Below are 17035 nucleotides of genomic sequence, written 5' to 3'. Positions count from 1 at the left end.
AATATGACTTTATTTGACATAAACAGATAATTATAAAAATATTTTGACACTTTTCTTAAATTTGGCTTTGACGAATTGGAAATTGTTAAGGTATATTTGATAAGTATATGTCAATAAATTAGTAGCATACAATGGAGAGGTCGACAGATGGATTTGAATTTACGTACGTATGGATTTTTATTTTCTGCCTTAGTTCTATTAATCATTGGCATGTTCTTGCCGAGCACGATTGCACTAATCCTCTTAACAGGAGTTTTTACAGTCTTTTCATTCCTTAAACCGAAACAAGCTTTACTTCTTTTGTTATTATACGTGCCGATAAGGCCGATTTTAATTGAAATGAATCCAAGCTTAAAGTTAATTGGGGATGCTGTAACGTTCATCGTGTTATTACGTGTTCTTTATGATACACGAAAGGATTGGAAGTCCTGGTTCCACTTCCATATTTTTGAATGGGGATTCTTTGCTTTCTTATTAATTGGGTCATTTGTTGGACTATTAATGGGTGTATCTCCAGGAGCTGTAATCTTTCAGTTACGAACATTCCTCATTATGTACTTATTGTATTTCATTGTTTCAAGAATGAAGTTAGACAAAAAGGATTATATCGATTTTGCATGGGTTACCATTCTGGTAGGTATAGTAATAAGTGTACATGGGATTGTTGAAAAGCTATCTTTACGCCAATTTCTACTTCCAGAGAGTTGGAGCGCAAAAACTTTATCAGCGACTAACATTGTGCGTATATATGGTATGACTGGTAATCCGAATTCACTCGCGATATTTATGGGATTCGCCATCGTTTGCACACTTTATTTGCTTTATGAAGTAAAGGTTGCACAACGAAAGCTTCTCTTCGGTACATTAGTATTATTTAGTGGGATTTTGTTATTAACCTACTCTCGAGGTACTTGGATTGCATTAGTAGTAGGACTTATCATTTTTATCCTGTTAGCAAGAAAATGGAACATCATAAGTCCACTTATCATTGCGTCACTCTTAGGATTTATCCTTGTATATACGCCGGTAAACTATGGTGTTCAGTTTGTAAAGACTTTAGATTTAGATATCGAGCATAATGCGGATAATGTAGGAGGTACCCTTGGTGGACGTCTAGGGGAACTCACTAGTGAAGAAAATATCGATCTAATGGTTGAAAGTGGTCGGATTTTTTACATTAAAAAAGGCTTTGAAGTTTTTAAAGATTATCCAGTTCTAGGGTCCGGATTTGGAACATTTGGGGATTCAGCAACATTATCATACGGTTCTCCGATTTATCAGAACTACGGAATACGTTCAGATATATATGGTGGTAAAAACTTCTACTCTGATAACCAATATATTCAAGTTATTGCCGAAACAGGGGCACTTGGTATCATATCCTTTGCAGTATTCCTTCTAGGATTACTTCTAATGTTTTGGAAGCGACGTCAGGAAAAAGTGTTTTTATCAAACTTCATGATTGCTTTATGGTTCTCGACAGGTGTTATGGGGCTATTTTATAACATTTGGGAGTTAAAGCTTTTCACATTATTTTATTTTATTTTATTAGGTGCTTTCACAATAAAACAAAGAAAAGGAAAAACTTCTACTTTATAGTAGAGGTTTTTTTGTGCTGTGAAACTATGGATAGAAAAGGAGAATTCGTGTTTCGACATGACCTCTCCTTTTCTTTTGTTATTTTCTCTCTCTCGACTATTTTCTAGGAAATAATTTGCGGTAATTGAAATTTAAGAGACTTTTGAAGAAAAAAAAAGTCGTATAATGTCAGTTTAGGAGAATTGTTTGATAGAGTTTAACGACATTTTTTGCTAAGATGGGTTAGAGAGTAATAGATTTACCAAAAAATTAGCAATTAATGGTTTGTAAGGGGGATTAAGATTGAAAAGGTTTTTCAAGGTAGCAATCACGACTGCATTACTATTCAGTTTAATTCCTGGTAAGGAAATGAAAGCAGCAAACTCCTATCCAGGAACAATTAAAGAGCAATATCAAGTTTCATCTGGTGTGGTTTATGGAAAAACTACATATCAAACTAGCAGCAATCAATCTATGAATATATTGGATATAAATTTAGCGGACCCTTATACGAAAGTAGAAGTTGGTATTCCAAGTCCGTTAAACAAATTAATGACCACTACTGCACGTGCCAACTTATCTAGAACAGATGGAAACCGTGTGGTTGGGGCGATGAATGGCTCCTTTTTTGAAAGCCGCATGCCAATGTATTTAATTGCTAAAGATAATGCCCTTTATAATTCGGGGATTATATCGGCAGGTTCGGATAAGTATGTAAGTGAACCAATAGCATTTGGTGTAACAGCTGATGGTAAAAGTGAAATTGATTCTTACACGTTGAATAATCGAATTCAGTTTAGAAATGAAAACTTCCCCATTTCTGGGATAAACCGCGTTCGAAATAACGATGAGTTAATCATTTATACACCTTCACACGAAGATGGATACACAAATACAAATGAAACGGGTTCGGAATTGATAGTCGTTACAGAACAAGACAAACTGAATGAGCCGCTTAAATTTGGCGATCAGTTAACAGGAACCATACAACAAATTAGACGGTACGGTGATAAAACAAAAACAAAAATTCCAGTTAACGGATTTGTTGTTTCTTATAAGGGAAAAGTTTGGAATGATCGACTTCAAGGATTGGTGATTGGAGAAAAAGTATCTTTCAATTTATCAATTGATTCTAAATGGATGAATGCCCAATTTATGTTAGCAAGTGGACCAATGCTAGTTAAAGATAGCAAAGTATTTATGACGATTGATGAAAATAGCTCACGTGCGAGGGAAATAACGGCACGAAGCGCAGTAGCGATTGACCAATCAAAAAATCGGGTTTTCTTTGTTACGGTTGATGGACGCCAACCAGGATTTAGTTCAGGGATGAATTTAAAACAGTTTGCTCAATATCTTGTGGAGCTTGGTGCAGATAGAGCAATCAACCTAGATGGTGGTGGATCAACGACGTTATCCTCTAGACTTTATGGCAAAAATCAAGTGACTTTAATGAATAGTCCGTCAGATGGAAACGAGCGAGCAGTCTCAACTATTCTACAAGCTGTTAGTACATCACCACTTGGAGAGCCAACACAATTGAAGGCTAACAAAAAGCAGCAAGGAAAGCTTTTAGTAGGTTCTACCCTTGATATCGGAGTAGATTATGTACTAGATCAATATTTTAATAGTTTAGTAGTAAATCCTGCAGACGTGAAAATTTCGATTCCTTCTGGAATTGCTACAGCAACAGGAACGAAGGTAACAGGTACAACTAAAGGTGATGGCAAAATGGTTGTTCAATACGGAAACGCCAAGCAAGAAATCTCCTTATCTGTTGTGGATTCGATTCATGCTTTTAAACTGAATAAGGATAATCTAGTCATGCAACTAGGACAAACCCATAAATTTACGTCTACCGCTTTAGATGAAAATGGACAACCATTAATTTTTAACAATAGTTTAGTGGAATGGTCTCTATCTGGAGATATCGGCACCCTTACGAAGGATGGTACTTTAACTACAACCAAAAAAGGTACTGGAATCGTTACAGCTAAGTACGGTAACTCGAAAGTAACGGCGACAGTAACCGTAAATGCCGAACCTGTAATCATCGATGACTTTGAAGATTCAACAAATTGGACAGTATCGACAGCACGGGCGAGTGCAACCATATTACCTGTTCAAAGTCCCGAACCAGTGAAGAATGGAAATTCATCATTAAAACTAGAATATGATTTTTCGACTGGTGAAAGTGGTATTGCTGCGGCTTATGTAAATGCAAAAATGAATATGCCGTTGGATGGACCTCCAGTTAAGCTAGGGGTATGGGTATTTGGAGATGGCAAAAATCATTGGCTTCGTGGGAAAATTTTAGATGGTGCAGGAACTGCACATACACTGAATTTTACCGAAGAAGGAAAATTAAATTGGGTTGGTTGGAAATATGTTGAGGCACAAGTGCCAGCTACAGCAGTTGCCCCACTTTCCATTCAACAAATTTATCTTGCAGAAGCATTAGCTGAAAAGCAGGGTAAAGGGGCGATTTACCTAGATAAGCTTCAAGCTGTCTATCTAGATGATTACAAGGAAGACATGTTTAACGATGTAACGAGTAAATTCTGGGCAAAAACAGAAATTGAATATTTAGCTTCAAGAGACATTATTAACGGTTATCCAAACGGATCTTTCCAACCAGAAAATAAGCTTTCACGTGCTCATGCAGCCGTGTTATTAGCTAGAGCCTTTAAGTTAGATACAACAAATGTAAAGGATATCTCTTTTACAGATGTTCCAAAAACGCATCCTTATTATGCGCAAATTGCGGCTGTTGTAGGTAGTGGTTATATGAGTGGAAAAGGAAATGGAATATTTGACCCTGAAGGAAATCTTACTAGAGCTCAAATGGCCGCCATCCTATCCTCTGCCTATTCCTTAACAGGAGTATATGAAAAGGGATTTGTTGATGTTTCAACAAAACATTGGGCATCAAAGCAAATTCAAGCATTAGCAGCTAATGGGATTACAACGGGCTACCCAGATGGAACGTTTAAACCGGGAGGAACCGTTACAAGGGTTCAATACAGCGCTTTTTTATATCGAATTATTATTAAAAAGGGTCAGTAAACTTACTGTAGATTCCACCTCAATATACTGAGATGGAATCTACAAACGAAATATTTTATGAGGCAAGTGCATTTGATACGTAATATGCAGTTGTAGAAGGAGGAGGATATGTTGAGGAAAATTCGTTTTTTAATTACTGTAGTATGTTGCCTACTTATCTTTTCTCCTATGACCGAAATTTGGGCAAAAGCAGAAGAAAACACGACAATAGAACCGTCAAAACCTCAAACCGATTCGGTAACGGTAGGAGAAGAAGAAAAACCAGGCGTTTGTCCAGAAACCCAAAACTCTTCTGAAGAAGAGTTTTGCGAAGAAGAAAAACCAGATAATAATATAGATCCAATAGTTCAAAGTATAGCTACTGTAATCAATCCCTTTTCTGATGTGACTCCTGATTACTGGGCTTTTTCAAATATACTGCATTTATATGAACTTAAAGTTATTAGCGGATATGAAAACGCTGATAAAACCTTTTCCTTTCATCCAGATCAAAAGGTAACAAGAGCTCAAGCGGCTAAAATGATTATTGAAGCGATTGGAGAAAAGCAAGCTAATGTCACCAATCAAACTTTTACAGATGTTCCAGTTACCAATTGGGCAGCAGGATATATACAAAGAGCATACGAGCTTCATATTTTTAAAGGTTATGACGATGGCAGATTTGGGCCAAATGACACGCTGAAACGTTCGCAAATGGCGAAGGTGATTGTTGAGGCCTATCACTTTGATTACAATGGCTATACACCTTCCACGCCAGTGTTTCACGATGTAGGTTCGAAGTATTGGGCATATGATTACATTGAAAAGATGCATTACAATGGCATGTCGAATGGTAGTAATTACCGCTTTTTACCAGAGGATTTAATATCTAGAGCGCAATTTTCTGCCTTTTTATCAAGAGCGATTGAGCCGGGGTATCGTTTGAAAGTGACAGGACCGGTTACGACTAAAGGAAAAGTCATCTCGAAGACAGCATTGAATATTCGGGCGTCTGAATCGGCTTCATCGACGATTCTTGGTAAGCTAACGCCTGGAACGATGGTCAATATCCTTGATATTAACGGTTTTTGGGCTAAAGTTACCTATAACGGAATATCAGGATTTGTTCATAAATCATATTTGAAACTTTATTCACCAGATCCTAATTATCCATTAAAGAATCGAATTATTGTGTTAGATCCTGGACATGGGTTAAAAGATCCTGGTACAAATTATGATAGTTATAAAGAAAAGGATATCGTATTAAGTGTAGGAAAAAAAGTAGCTGAACGACTTCGTTCAGCAGGTGCAAAGGTCATTATGACTCGCGAAACGGATACTTTCCTTGAATTAGATGAGCGGGTAAAAATGGCTGAGGATGTTTTCGCCGAGCTTTTTGTCAGTATTCATGTGAATTCTGTGAAAGATAATACGACAGCAAATGGGACAGAGACGTATTTTAATACATCAAACAATATGAATGGCGCAGAAAGTAAACTGCTTGCATTTGAAATTCAAAAGGAAATGGTCGAGCGCGCAAACATGTATAACCGCGGCATTAAGGACAGTGGGTTTTTTGTAATTAAAAATAACCAAATTCCAGCCGTGCTACTAGAAATGGGCTTTCTACCAAATAAAGAGGATCGTGAAAAGTTAGTTTCGGATGAATTTCAAAATATTTTCGCTGAAGCTATTTATCAGGGTATTCGAAACTATTACTTAAAGTAAGAGAGAGGGGATTCCTTCTCTCTCTTTTTAATTGTTTTTTCATTGGCAGGATATGATATAATTACCAAGGCGAAAATTCTACTAATCGATAGCAAAGGAAGTTTGTTAATGAGAATAGGAATTGTAGGTAACTATGGAAACAACAATAATGGGGATGAAGCTATTCTTCTAGGGATCATCACTCAGCTTACATCACATTTTGATGTGACAACAAAGGATATTACCGTATTCAGTAATAACCCTGAACAAACGAAAGAGCGCTACGGGGTAGACGCGTACCCTCTTTATTATAAAAAAGGTTCTATCGTCAAGACGTTTGCAGAAACAGTTAAACAAAGCCGAAAGATTGTGAACAAACTCGATGTTGTCATCATCGGCGGTGGCGGTATTTTAATGGACCTTTACAAACGGGAAGCACCACTATATGGTACATACGGAATTTTAGGGAAAATGGGCGGTGCCAAGGTTGTTGTATACGGCTGTGGGGCTGGTCCGTTAACCTCCTCAGTAGGGAAGTTTTTTATAAAAAGGTTAGCATCTGTAGCGGATTCCATTTCTGTGCGTGATCCTGAGTCTCAAGCACTTCTTAAATCTGTGGGTGTAACTAAGCCAATAGAAATTATTGGTGATCCAGCCTTCACGCTAACGACAGCGAAAAAACATAAGCTATCTACAAAAATTCAAAAAATCGGTGTAACTGCTGTGCCATATTATAATATTAAATACTGGCCAGAGGCAGATGAAGAAAAATATCAGGCATATGTACAGGGGATGGCCAAAAATTTAGATGAGCTGGTTGCGGAAAAAAATGTCCAAATTACCTTTTTCTCCACAAAATATCCACAGGATGTTTGGGTGACAAAGGATATTTATGAAGCGATGAAAAATAAGCAAGGTGTTGTCGTAAATGAAGAGCATTTATCCCCAGCCCAGTTGATCGATGTTTGTGGGGAAATGGATGTAATCATTGGGACAAGATTGCATTCAATTATACTTTCACTAGATGCGGAAACTCCTGTTATTGGGGTCGGTTACCATCATAAGGTTGCCCATTTTATGCAAATGGTGGGAAAATCAGATCAGTGTGTATCGATGTCAGATCTCTCCGAATCTAGTACGCATTTTTTAAATATCGTTGAAAAAATGGATGACAGCTGGGAACATGTTCAACTGGAGGCAAACCGAATTTCAGGCGTACTAAAAGAGAAGGCAGCTAAAGGATTAAAGCAATTTTCGATGCTACCTCCGAAGAAGGGTTAAAATAATGGCTAAAAAGATTCTCGTAATAAGTAATATGTATCCGACAGAAACTCATAAAACATTTGGGATTTTCGTCAAAAATCAGGTAGAAGCACTGCGAGCGACCGGGAATGAAGTGGATGTTATTGGCATTAAAAATCCCCTCACTGGTAAGAAAAATGTCATTAGTAAATATCTTCGTTGGATTTTAGAAACGAAAATGAACATACTTACTCGCGGTCGAAAATATGATGTCATTCATGCCCATTATGTGTTTCCATCCGGTTTGCTTGCGCTACTTTATAAAAAACTATTAGGGAAACCATTTATTGTGACAGCGCATGGTGGGGATATCGACCGAATGGCGAAGAAAAGTCCAAAAATCCGCCAATTGACTGAATCTATTCTTAAAGAAGCAAGCCATGTGGTTACTGTAGGTGAGGCACTCTACGAGGAGATTAGCAACGACTATAAAGTTAATGCTAATAAGCTTTCAATTATTAATATGGGTGTGAACCGTGACGTTTTTAGACCTTACTCGAAAAAGGAAATTCGCCACGAGCTTCAAATTTCTGACGGGGTGGAGCCTGTTTTGTTTGTAGGCAATATTATTCGGGAAAAAGGACTAACTGAACTTGTTGAGGCTTTTAAGCTGGTCAAGACTAAGCGTCCACAGGCTGAGTTATACTTAATCGGTGCGAGCCGTAATCACGCTTACCGTGAAGAATTACATCAGCTTATGGGGGATGGGGTTCATTTTATTGAGCCCCTGCCACAAGCCGAGTTAGCGAAGTGGATGTCAGCGGCTGAGGTGTTCGTTCTTCCTTCCCATTTAGAGGGATTTGGACTTGTAGCGGTTGAGGCGATGTCCTGTCATACTCCAGTTATTGGGGCGGACGTGGGTGGGCTTCATTATTTGCTCAAGGATGGAAGCGGGTTATTGGTTCCAGCTAAACAAGTTTTACCGTTAGCTGAAGCTATTCTAGAAGTATTAGGAAATTCAGAATTAAAAAAACAATTGATTCAAAAAGGCGAGCAGAAAGCAGCGGAGAATGATGAAAAGAAGATGATTTCAAAGCTTGAAACAATCTATAATCAGCTTTCAAAATAAGGAGTTGACGTTGTCAGCTCTTTTTTCATAGTCAGTCATTTTCTTTGGCTAATATTTTTATGATAGAGGATGAAACAATATGAAGGGAAAAATGTTGAAAATCATTGGCGCAGTAGCTGTCATTAATATTTTGGCGCGACTAATCGGGTTTGCTAGAGAAATGGTGATTGGCTATCAATATGGAACATCTTTATTTGCAGATAGTATTATTACTGCTTATACCATTCCTAACTTTTTGTATATCGTTGTTGGTGGAGCTATAACAACTGCATTTATTTCTGTTTATAGTAAATTATCTGAAGGTAAGGAGAAGCAGGATTTTCTCTCCTCTACCTTTACATATATTACGGTCATCGTTGGATTAGTAACGGCCCTCTTATTAGTTTTCGCAGAACCAATCTTAAAGGTTTCCTTCCGTGGTCTAGAAGGAGAAGAACTAGAAGTCACGAGAAAATTGTTTCTGTGGATGGCACCCTCTACGTTCTTTTTAATTTGGTCAATGTGGTTAAGTGGCATTTTAAATGTACATCAAAAATTTCAGTTATCTACCTTTTCCACATTTGTGTATAACCTTGCCTTCCTATTAATTGCTGTTATATTTACCCCATTGATGTACGTTGATTCTTATGGACTTGGAGCGGTTCTAGGTGCTGTCATAATGGTTGTCATGCTTCTGATAGGCTTAAAGAAAGACTTCATTCGTCATTTCACTTTTCGCTTCACACATACACCAGAATTAAAGAGATTATGGTTGATAGCTTTACCAATTATGCTTGGTGGTGCATCCCTACAATTTTACTTTTTTATTCAAAGAGCTTTTGCGTCCCACTTATCGGATGGCTATATCGCAGCCCTTAATTACGCATCAAAGCTAACACAATTTCCTCAAGCGGTGCTCATGACTGCTGTGACGACAGTTATTTACCCGCTTTTAGCTAAAAAGGTCGGTGCGAAGGAAAATGAAAGTGTGTCTGAGCTTTATCAAAAGGGTATGGGGTTACTGGGGTTATTATTATTACCTGTTACCATTTTTGTGTTTTTCTATTCGAAGGAGTTAATAGCGATTATTTTTGAATATGGAAACTTCCAGGCTGATTCGACCAAAATGACTTACCCGCTATTACAAATCTTTTCGTTATCAATGTTTGCGATGGCAGGAAACGTGTATATTTCTCGATTCTTTTATGCAATGGAAAAATCATATCTGACTGTGCTAATTAGCTTGTTCTGTGTATTTGGAGTTAATATCATCTTTACGATGCTGATGCTCGACCAATATGGAGCTAGAGCAATAGCGTGGGGGACCTCGATTAGTTCGATTGTTAATTTAATCCTGTTAATGGTTCTAGCAAAATATATGTTAAAATTATCAATGAAGAGTAGTTTACTGGACAAAATAAAATCCGTTGGCCTTTATGGGGCATTAATCATGATTTTATATCTATCGTCTACTTATATTAAAACGGGGTGGACATGGGGAGATATCCTAATCGGTGGAATCATTTTTATTGTCATACTTTTAGGTGGATTAAAAGTCCTTCGATTTTCAGAGTTAAATCTGATTCTTCGTAAAAAAGGAGTATCATAAAAATTCACCTTTCATTATCTTGTCTAGCTGCAGTGCCTTATGCTTGTCGGGGTTGATCCAGGCGCTTCCGTTTTTCTAAAAATAGGGCTTTTAGTTCTTTTTTCGACAAAAGTCTTGTGGTACCATTTTATAGAGTATATAGATAATAGAAAGTGTTATGGGGGATAAAATTCAGATGAAAAAGAGATTCTTGTTGCTGATTGTAGCTTTATTAGCGATTACGTCGACGGCTTGTTCGAAGCAGGAAGTGGAAGCAAATATTGTGACTGAAGCTGCAGGGGTTGATTGGACAGAAGCTGAGGTACAAAAGGTTTCAACCAAGGTAAATAGCTTAGAATCAAGAACTGAGGAATTAGAAAAGGAAATCAATTCATTACTAGGTGGAGAGGCAGTACCTCCTACTATCGTGTTTAAAGATGTAACAGCAAACTATTGGGCTTTTAAAGAAATTATGACTTTATATAATCGTAACCTTATTTCTGGATATAAAGAGGTAGAGCTGTTTAGACCTGAAAATTCAGTAACCCGCGCGCAGGCGGCTGCCATGCTCGTCAAAGCATTAAGGATACCGTTAAGTGATGCTCCTTCTCAATTTTCTGATGTGAAGGATGATATGGCAACACGGAAAGCGATTATGACCGTTACTGAGAAGGGGTATTTTAAAGGGAGTAATGGGAAGTTTATGCCAAATGCCCCAATGACTCGTAAGCATATGGCAGTGGTTCTTCAAAGAGCGTTCCAATTGAAAACTACATCAGCAACTTACGAGGGGTATAGTGATGTATCGACTAAAAACGATGGATATGCAGCCATTCAAGCCGTATCGCAAAATGGGATTGCCATGGGAAGCAATGGACAATTCATGCCATCGGAACCAACCAAACGCTCACAATTCTCCGTTTTTTTATATCGTGCATTACAAAAATAGCTAATCCGCAAAAGCGGATTAGTTTTTCTTTTTATTATGGGTAGAATTTGGGGGGAAATACATAAGTAAGTTTTTATTAACGGTAACTCAAGAAGTGAGGCTCAAAGATGGTTTGCGCTTGCTATACAAGCTCTAATTGGGTTGTTTAAGGAATTGAAGCCCCCAAGCACCTTTTTATGACCAGTTAGTTAATATTGTTGATATAAATATAAAAGGTGTTTTAAAAAGGTTTTCGCGTACACGAATCCTGACAAAATGGGAGTAAACATGTACGCAAGAAGTACTCGCGAACGCGAAACCAGTCCAAAAGGGAGTATGAGCGCACGCAAGGAGTTCTCGCGAACGCGAAACCAGTCCAAAAGGGAGTAAATGCGCACGCAAGGAGTTCTCGCGAACGCGAACCTCGCCCAAAAGGAGTAAAACGTGCACGCAAAGAGTTCTCGCGAACGCGAAACCAGCCCAAAAGGGAGTAAGTGCGCACGCAAGGAGTTCTCGCGAACGCGAAACCAGTCCGAAAGGGAGTAAGTGCGTACGCAAGGAGTTCTCACGAACGCGAAACCAATCCAAAAGGGAGTAAGTGCGCACGCAAGGAGTTCTCGCGTACCCGAATCACTCACAAAATGAGGTAAACGTGCACGCAAGAATTTCTCACGTACCCAAATCCCATCCGAAAGGGTGTAAATGCGCAAGCAAGAAGAAAATTCTCTTATCCAAAAACAGCTATAATACGGCAAAAACAGTAACGCAAGCACATAAAAAAAGGTGCCTTCCAAAATAGCTGAATGGCACCATCTAGTTCTAATTTAGTTTTGCAATTTTTTAATCTCAACACCCGTATAGTAGTGCTTTATGATTTGATCATATGTGAAACCTGCTTCAGCCATTCCGTAGGCTCCCCATTGACTCATACCGAGCATATGGCCCCAACCATCACCTTTAAAACGGTAGGTATCTGGTCTTGTTTTGACGGTAACAGACTCTGAAATCGTTTTAACAGGAAGATTAAGATCCTCTATATACGAAGTAGAACCGTTAGCCTCTTGAAGTTTGTAGCCCATTAATGTAGTCGACTTTTTTTCGCTACCATCAGCCATTTTGATTTTCACTTCAGAATCGGAGTAAATATTAAACTTGATGCTTTTTAGTGAAGTTCCGAAAAAAGACCGTAGACTGTCCGGTGAGGAGATTAAATTTGCCACGACATTAATATTGGAGCTAGTCTTCGTTGTTTTATCATAAACAGAAGCGCTGACTTGCTTGGCTGAGTTACTAGGTCCACGCTCAATGATTTTAATTCCCGTTAAAATTTGATTGCTTGTTAGCTTTAATTTTTGGGAGATGGTTGTGGCTTGTCCAGTGGTTTCCCAGCCATAGTGAGAATTTTTTGGATGTTTATCGTACGGATCAATAACTGCTCTTATATAAGGAACTTTGCTTGTCCAGACATTTTCACTATTTTCAGTATGACCGCCTGAACTAGAATGGAAATAGGCTTGAATGGAAATATTATTATGTGTCGCATACATGTCAGCTGTATCTTTAACTGCAAGATTGCTACGTGCTGTTTCTTTTGATATTCCGCCGTAAACTTGACTAGTAACAGTCATTTCAAGGTATGAACCTGGTTTAGCATTTTGTGTTTGTGTATACGCATAGCTTCTAGCGGCAATTGCTTGAGCTTTTAAAGCCTCCATTGGCCAGCTAGCGGGCATTTCACTTGGGACAACCCCTCTTAAGTAATTTTCCATCCCTAAGCGGTTTATCAATAATGGGACTGTTTGAGCAGGTAAAATCTCAAACGAACCACGATAGCGAGCATTAGCGACACCATTTGCTGTTAAGATTTTTGATATTTCAACCTCGTTTGTTTCATTTTCACTAAACTCATTAATAGAAAATCCTTTAGTTGAGGTTACTGTTTCTCCATCGACAACTGCTATGGATACCTTGCCGCTAACAATCGAAAATTTAACCGAAGTCATATACGGTACGAGTGAAAAATCATCTAAATTGATGATTTCGTAGCTGCCCTTTAATGTAGCCATAAAGCTTGTCCCTGAGGGTAACAATTTCACTTTTACTTCCGTCTTATATTTAATTGGTTCCGAGGGAATATCCCCTCCAGAAGCTAACCCATTTGTTGTAGATAATAACAAAGAGAAAATGAGCAGAATTGACAGGATTATTTGTTTTTTAATCTTAAACATCCTCCCTTATTTATTTATTTATTTATTTATTTGTAGTTTAAGCTGCTCGACTTGATTCTCTAATTCAGCAACTTTTTTCTCCAGATTAGTTACTTTGGAATTTAAAGGATTTATTTTTGTCATAACCCAATCCACACTCGCAATCACTGTTTCTGAGCTTGCCAATGCAGTTGAACTAATACTAATCAATAATATGCATGTCAAAAAGACAGGAATTGCCTTTTTTTTCATGTGTCTTTTCACTATATTACCCCCAATTTTTCTATTATTATTTCGTACATTTATTATAGCAGAGTTTGTGAGAATGTCAGTTTACATATTTAAAATACTAAAAAATTAGTAGAATAGTAGGGGGATAAGTCGAAAAATATCGCAAATTGTTAAATGGGAAATCTATTCCCAACTATTGAAGTCTATGATATAATTCGATTTGGCATGTAAAATAAGACCTTTATACTAGATTAATTGTAAGTTTGCTATTGGATTAACTTGTCGTATATTGTATGATTTTATAAAATGAAATGAATAAATTTGTGTTTTTAAAAACTTTTTTGGGTATGATAAATTTAAGGAGGGTCTTCATGTTCTATTTGACCTTGGTTATTTGCTTAGTAGCATCAATATTGATCACTCCGATGGTTAAAAAACTTGCATTCAAAATTGGTGCAACGGACAAACCGAATCAACGTAAAGTCCATCAAAAAATCATGCCACGACTTGGTGGTTTAGCGATATATCTTAGTTTTATTATTGGTCTGTTAATTTTGAGACCTGAAAGCACATACGCCATTCCGATTGTGCTTGGAAGTATCATCATTGTCATCACAGGTATTTTGGATGATATGATTGAATTATCGGCTAAGATAAAATTTATTGCGCAAATCGCTGCTGCATTAATTGTTGTCATGTACGGCGGTATCCAAGTTGAATTTATCAACCTGCCATTCGGTGGTGTCGTTGAATTTGGATATTTAAGTATCCCGCTAACAGTCATTTGGATTGTAGGGGTCACCAATGCCATTAACCTAATTGATGGATTAGATGGTTTAGCTGCAGGAGTATCCTCAATTGCCTTAATTACGATTGCTGGTATGGCTATTATCATGGGAGATGGCTTCGTAGTAGCTGTGGCTTCTATTGTGTTAGCCTCTACATTAGGGTTTTTAGTATACAACTTCCATCCAGCGAAAATCTTTATGGGCGATACAGGTGCGTTATTCTTAGGTTACATCATTTCGGTCCTTTCGTTACTCGGATTCAAAAATGTAGCGCTGATTTCGTTTGTTGTACCTGTTATTATCCTCGGGGTGCCGATTTCTGATACATTCTTCGCCATTATACGAAGAATCGTTAACAAGAAGCCTTTATCGGCTCCAGATAAATCACATTTACATCACTGCTTGTTACGTTTAGGTTATACGCATCGTCAAACGGTGTTAATCATCTATGCGATGGCCGCGTTCTTCGGTTTAACTGCTGTTATTTTCTCGCAGGCAAAAGTTTGGGGATCGTTCGTTGTAGTTGCAGTGTTGCTGTTAATGATTGAAGTATTTGCTGAGAAAATCGGATTGATGGGTCATAACCATAGGCCTCTTCTAAAGCTTTACAGAGAGATTCGTTATTCAACAGTTAAGGATCGCTAAATAAATAAAAGGGTTTCTGGAGAAATTGATCCAGGAACCCTTTTTTGATTGAATCAATAATCCACTTATTCCTAAAACTAAACCTCACATGCAAGGTTTCTTATCTTTCCCTCAATAAAATCAAAATATTTCTCATCATCTTGCAGGTCAAAGACAACTAGTGCCTTTTCCATGTATTTTTTAGCTAAAGAGTGTTGATTACTCAATTCATAGTTATAGCCAATATGGTAATGGAGTTCTCCGAGTAAATAAAGATTATCCTTTTCAATACACCTCTTAATAGCGTCCTTACAGATTGTAATGGAGCTTTCTGTATCCCCGAGACGTGTAAATGTCCTGGCGATATTGTAATAGAGCCTGCTTAGAAGCGTTTGATCATGTAAGTGGGGAAGGAAGTCTAAATACTCCTTTGCCGGGGTGTATATGTTGAGAGCTTCATTTAATTTCCCAACCTCAAAAAAGATGATCCCTCTACTGATGTGAATTTCTATTTCTCGTTCCGACCAATGTTTATTATGAGTTAATGAAATCGCTTCATCAAGGTACTTGAATGCAAGGTCAACTTCACCATTTAAATGGTATTCATATATACCTTTATGCCATAAAAGAAGCTGAAGATTTTTTCGATTTTGAATAAACAAAGGGTTGTGTTCTTCGTTTTCAACGATCTGTCTCATTTCTTCATAATTTACATTACGTCGTGCTAACTTCAATTGGTGACTAACCTCCAGAACATATTCTAATCTAGGAGTTGAACCAATATCGAAAAAGTAATTAACATCTACACCAAGTCGTTGAGAGATTTGATATAGTGTCGAGGCATATGGATAGACATCTCCTTTTTCAATTTTACTTATCTGCGCTTGGGTACAAATGCCTTTTGCTAAATCTAGTTGAGTTAATCCCAATAATTTTCGAAGCTCTTTTATCTTTTCGCCAATTGCTAAAAAATCCATTTGTTATCCCCACCCCCAAAATATTCCTATAATTATATTTATTATCGATTTTGTAAGGAAATCATTGATTTATCCTGAAAAAGCGGACAAATTCAGCGATTTTAACGAATAAGACTAGTTTCCAAATATGGTTTAATATGGTTAAGAAATTGATTAAGATATGAAAATGAAACTGGAGGTATTCAATATGAAAAAATTCTTATTTGCATTTGCACTTGTTGCTCTTTTAAGCACTTCTAGTTTAATGGCACAAACGGGACATGCAGAGGAACCAAATGGTGAAGTCACCATTCAAGAGCTACCTTCAGTCCATTAAAACAGATTTTCTCAGTCATTTTCTTGAAATTTACAATCTCCTTTTGTCACTCCAAAACATTGGAGTGATTTTTTTTGAAAATGACTTTGAAAGTTGTCCAGCTCCAGCACCCAGCGTCTAGTGGACTTCACTCGCGTTCCCTACGATAAGTCAACATCGAATCGCAAAGAACTCGATTCGTGCATCCTTTATCTCAGTCAGGAGAGCTCCAGTCCATACGCCGCTAAACGGGCGCTTCCGCTTTTCTTATTTTCCCATCAATATTCCTAAAGTTATAATTTATTAGAAAATCAACAAAATTTATAGGAAAATGACCTCTCTTTTACAATAATAGCTCAAAGTAGGTAAAACGTCTTTATTTAGGTTTTGTTATAGTATACGAAATAACTATTAAGGTGGGCTTAGCATGGAACATGAAATTGAAATGAAGGTGTTACCGACTTTTATCGAAAATGAATGTAAAATTGTTTTTTGCTTTCGATTTATTAAGGGTAAGATCCATATAGGTGATGTTATCATTGATACCTATGTGGAAAAATTCAAGAAGAAAAAGCCGCTCACGATTGCCTATTGTAGTAAGATGCAGATTTTGGAGGAATATAAAACGATTACAATGAAAAAGCTTTATGACTTTTTAAAAATAATTGGAATTCAAAGTATTTCTTCAATAAAATAAAGCTGACCTATTGGCCAGCT

At 37.4% G+C, this 17035-nt stretch carries 13 protein-coding genes; 10 read left to right on the top strand and 3 right to left on the bottom strand.

All coding sequences use genetic code 11. The features are described from left to right. Positions 1-147: 147 nt before the first annotated feature. The 7 genes from LRP83_RS10850 (at position 148) to LRP83_RS10820 (ending at position 11217) form a co-directional block, all read left to right on the top strand. A complete protein-coding gene (locus tag LRP83_RS10850) occupies positions 148-1599 on the top strand; it encodes an O-antigen ligase family protein (RefSeq protein ID WP_230496721.1) in 1452 nt (483 codons plus the stop codon). A 282-nt stretch (positions 1600-1881) separates the two neighbouring features. After that, positions 1882-4644 (top strand): S-layer homology domain-containing protein, encoded by a 2763-nt coding sequence (locus LRP83_RS10845; protein WP_230496720.1) that lies wholly within the window; start codon positions 1882-1884, stop codon positions 4642-4644. Positions 4645-4752: 108 nt separating this feature from the next. Continuing rightward, positions 4753-6351 (top strand): N-acetylmuramoyl-L-alanine amidase, encoded by a 1599-nt coding sequence (locus tag LRP83_RS10840; RefSeq protein WP_230496719.1) that lies wholly within the window; start codon positions 4753-4755, stop codon positions 6349-6351. Between the two features lie 108 nt (positions 6352-6459). Next, the gene (locus tag LRP83_RS10835) at positions 6460-7611 is read left to right on the top strand and encodes a polysaccharide pyruvyl transferase family protein (protein WP_230496718.1); all 1152 of its coding nucleotides are present in this window, start codon (positions 6460-6462) and stop codon (positions 7609-7611) included. A gap of 4 nt (positions 7612-7615) precedes the next feature. Then, on the top strand, positions 7616-8701 hold the full coding sequence (locus LRP83_RS10830) for a glycosyltransferase family 4 protein (protein ID WP_230496717.1): 1086 nt from the start codon (positions 7616-7618) through the stop codon (positions 8699-8701). Positions 8702-8780: 79 nt separating this feature from the next. Continuing rightward, a complete protein-coding gene (gene murJ / locus LRP83_RS10825; RefSeq protein ID WP_230496716.1) occupies positions 8781-10289 on the top strand; it encodes a murein biosynthesis integral membrane protein MurJ in 1509 nt (502 codons plus the stop codon). Positions 10290-10464: 175 nt separating this feature from the next. Beyond that, positions 10465-11217, top strand: a complete 753-nt coding sequence (locus LRP83_RS10820) for an S-layer homology domain-containing protein (protein WP_230496715.1) — start codon at positions 10465-10467, stop codon at positions 11215-11217. A gap of 803 nt (positions 11218-12020) precedes the next feature. On the opposite strand, the gene LRP83_RS10815 is transcribed toward LRP83_RS10820, so the two are convergent. Further along, positions 12021-13424, bottom strand: a complete 1404-nt coding sequence (locus LRP83_RS10815; protein WP_230496714.1) for a SpoIID/LytB domain-containing protein — start codon at positions 13422-13424, stop codon at positions 12021-12023. A gap of 18 nt (positions 13425-13442) precedes the next feature. Next, complete coding sequence (locus LRP83_RS10810; protein ID WP_230496713.1) at positions 13443-13667, bottom strand: hypothetical protein; 225 nt, start codon at positions 13665-13667, stop codon at positions 13443-13445. Positions 13668-14005: 338 nt separating this feature from the next. Between LRP83_RS10810 and LRP83_RS10805 the strand changes: the two genes are divergently transcribed. Then, positions 14006-15067, top strand: coding sequence for a glycosyltransferase family 4 protein (locus LRP83_RS10805; RefSeq protein WP_230496712.1), 1062 nt, complete (start codon positions 14006-14008; stop codon positions 15065-15067). A gap of 77 nt (positions 15068-15144) precedes the next feature. Here the strand turns inward: LRP83_RS10805 and LRP83_RS10800 are convergent, their stop codons facing one another. Then, entirely contained in the window at positions 15145-16023 is an 879-nt protein-coding gene (locus LRP83_RS10800; protein WP_230496711.1) for a helix-turn-helix domain-containing protein, read from the bottom strand. 187 nt (positions 16024-16210) lie between these two features. Here LRP83_RS10800 and LRP83_RS23225 point away from each other — a divergent pair, with 187 nt between their 5' ends. Both LRP83_RS23225 and LRP83_RS10795 read left to right on the top strand, forming a co-directional pair. After that, positions 16211-16339, top strand: a complete 129-nt coding sequence (locus LRP83_RS23225; protein ID WP_290369536.1) for a hypothetical protein — start codon at positions 16211-16213, stop codon at positions 16337-16339. A 406-nt stretch (positions 16340-16745) separates the two neighbouring features. Then, positions 16746-17015: a hypothetical protein gene (locus LRP83_RS10795; protein WP_230496710.1), complete on the top strand. Its 270-nt coding sequence runs from the start codon at positions 16746-16748 to the stop codon at positions 17013-17015. The last annotated feature ends 20 nt before the right edge of the window (positions 17016-17035 follow it).

The organism is Pseudoneobacillus rhizosphaerae, from assembly GCF_917563885.1.
Classification (GTDB): domain Bacteria; phylum Bacillota; class Bacilli; order Bacillales; family Cytobacillaceae; genus Pseudoneobacillus; species Pseudoneobacillus rhizosphaerae.
Note: the sequence above shows the minus strand (reverse complement) of the source record. Positions and strands in the feature narration are given on the sequence as shown.

What these genes read in the sequence shown, in the direction of transcription:
- LRP83_RS10850 (WP_230496721.1), top strand. Translation starts at nt 148, where the DNA reads ATGGATTTGAATTTACGTACGTATGGATTTTTATTTTCTGCCTTAGTT.
- LRP83_RS10840 (WP_230496719.1), top strand. Translation starts at nt 4,753, where the DNA reads ATGTTGAGGAAAATTCGTTTTTTAATTACTGTAGTATGTTGCCTACTT.
- LRP83_RS10835 (WP_230496718.1), top strand. Translation starts at nt 6,460, where the DNA reads ATGAGAATAGGAATTGTAGGTAACTATGGAAACAACAATAATGGGGAT.
- LRP83_RS10830 (WP_230496717.1), top strand. Translation starts at nt 7,616, where the DNA reads ATGGCTAAAAAGATTCTCGTAATAAGTAATATGTATCCGACAGAAACT.
- murJ (WP_230496716.1), top strand. Translation starts at nt 8,781, where the DNA reads ATGAAGGGAAAAATGTTGAAAATCATTGGCGCAGTAGCTGTCATTAAT.
- LRP83_RS10820 (WP_230496715.1), top strand. Translation starts at nt 10,465, where the DNA reads ATGAAAAAGAGATTCTTGTTGCTGATTGTAGCTTTATTAGCGATTACG.
- LRP83_RS10815 (WP_230496714.1), bottom strand. Translation starts at nt 13,424, where the DNA reads ATGTTTAAGATTAAAAAACAAATAATCCTGTCAATTCTGCTCATTTTC.
- LRP83_RS10805 (WP_230496712.1), top strand. Translation starts at nt 14,006, where the DNA reads ATGTTCTATTTGACCTTGGTTATTTGCTTAGTAGCATCAATATTGATC.
- LRP83_RS10800 (WP_230496711.1), bottom strand. Translation starts at nt 16,023, where the DNA reads ATGGATTTTTTAGCAATTGGCGAAAAGATAAAAGAGCTTCGAAAATTA.
- LRP83_RS23225 (WP_290369536.1), top strand. Translation starts at nt 16,211, where the DNA reads ATGAAAAAATTCTTATTTGCATTTGCACTTGTTGCTCTTTTAAGCACT.
- LRP83_RS10795 (WP_230496710.1), top strand. Translation starts at nt 16,746, where the DNA reads ATGGAACATGAAATTGAAATGAAGGTGTTACCGACTTTTATCGAAAAT.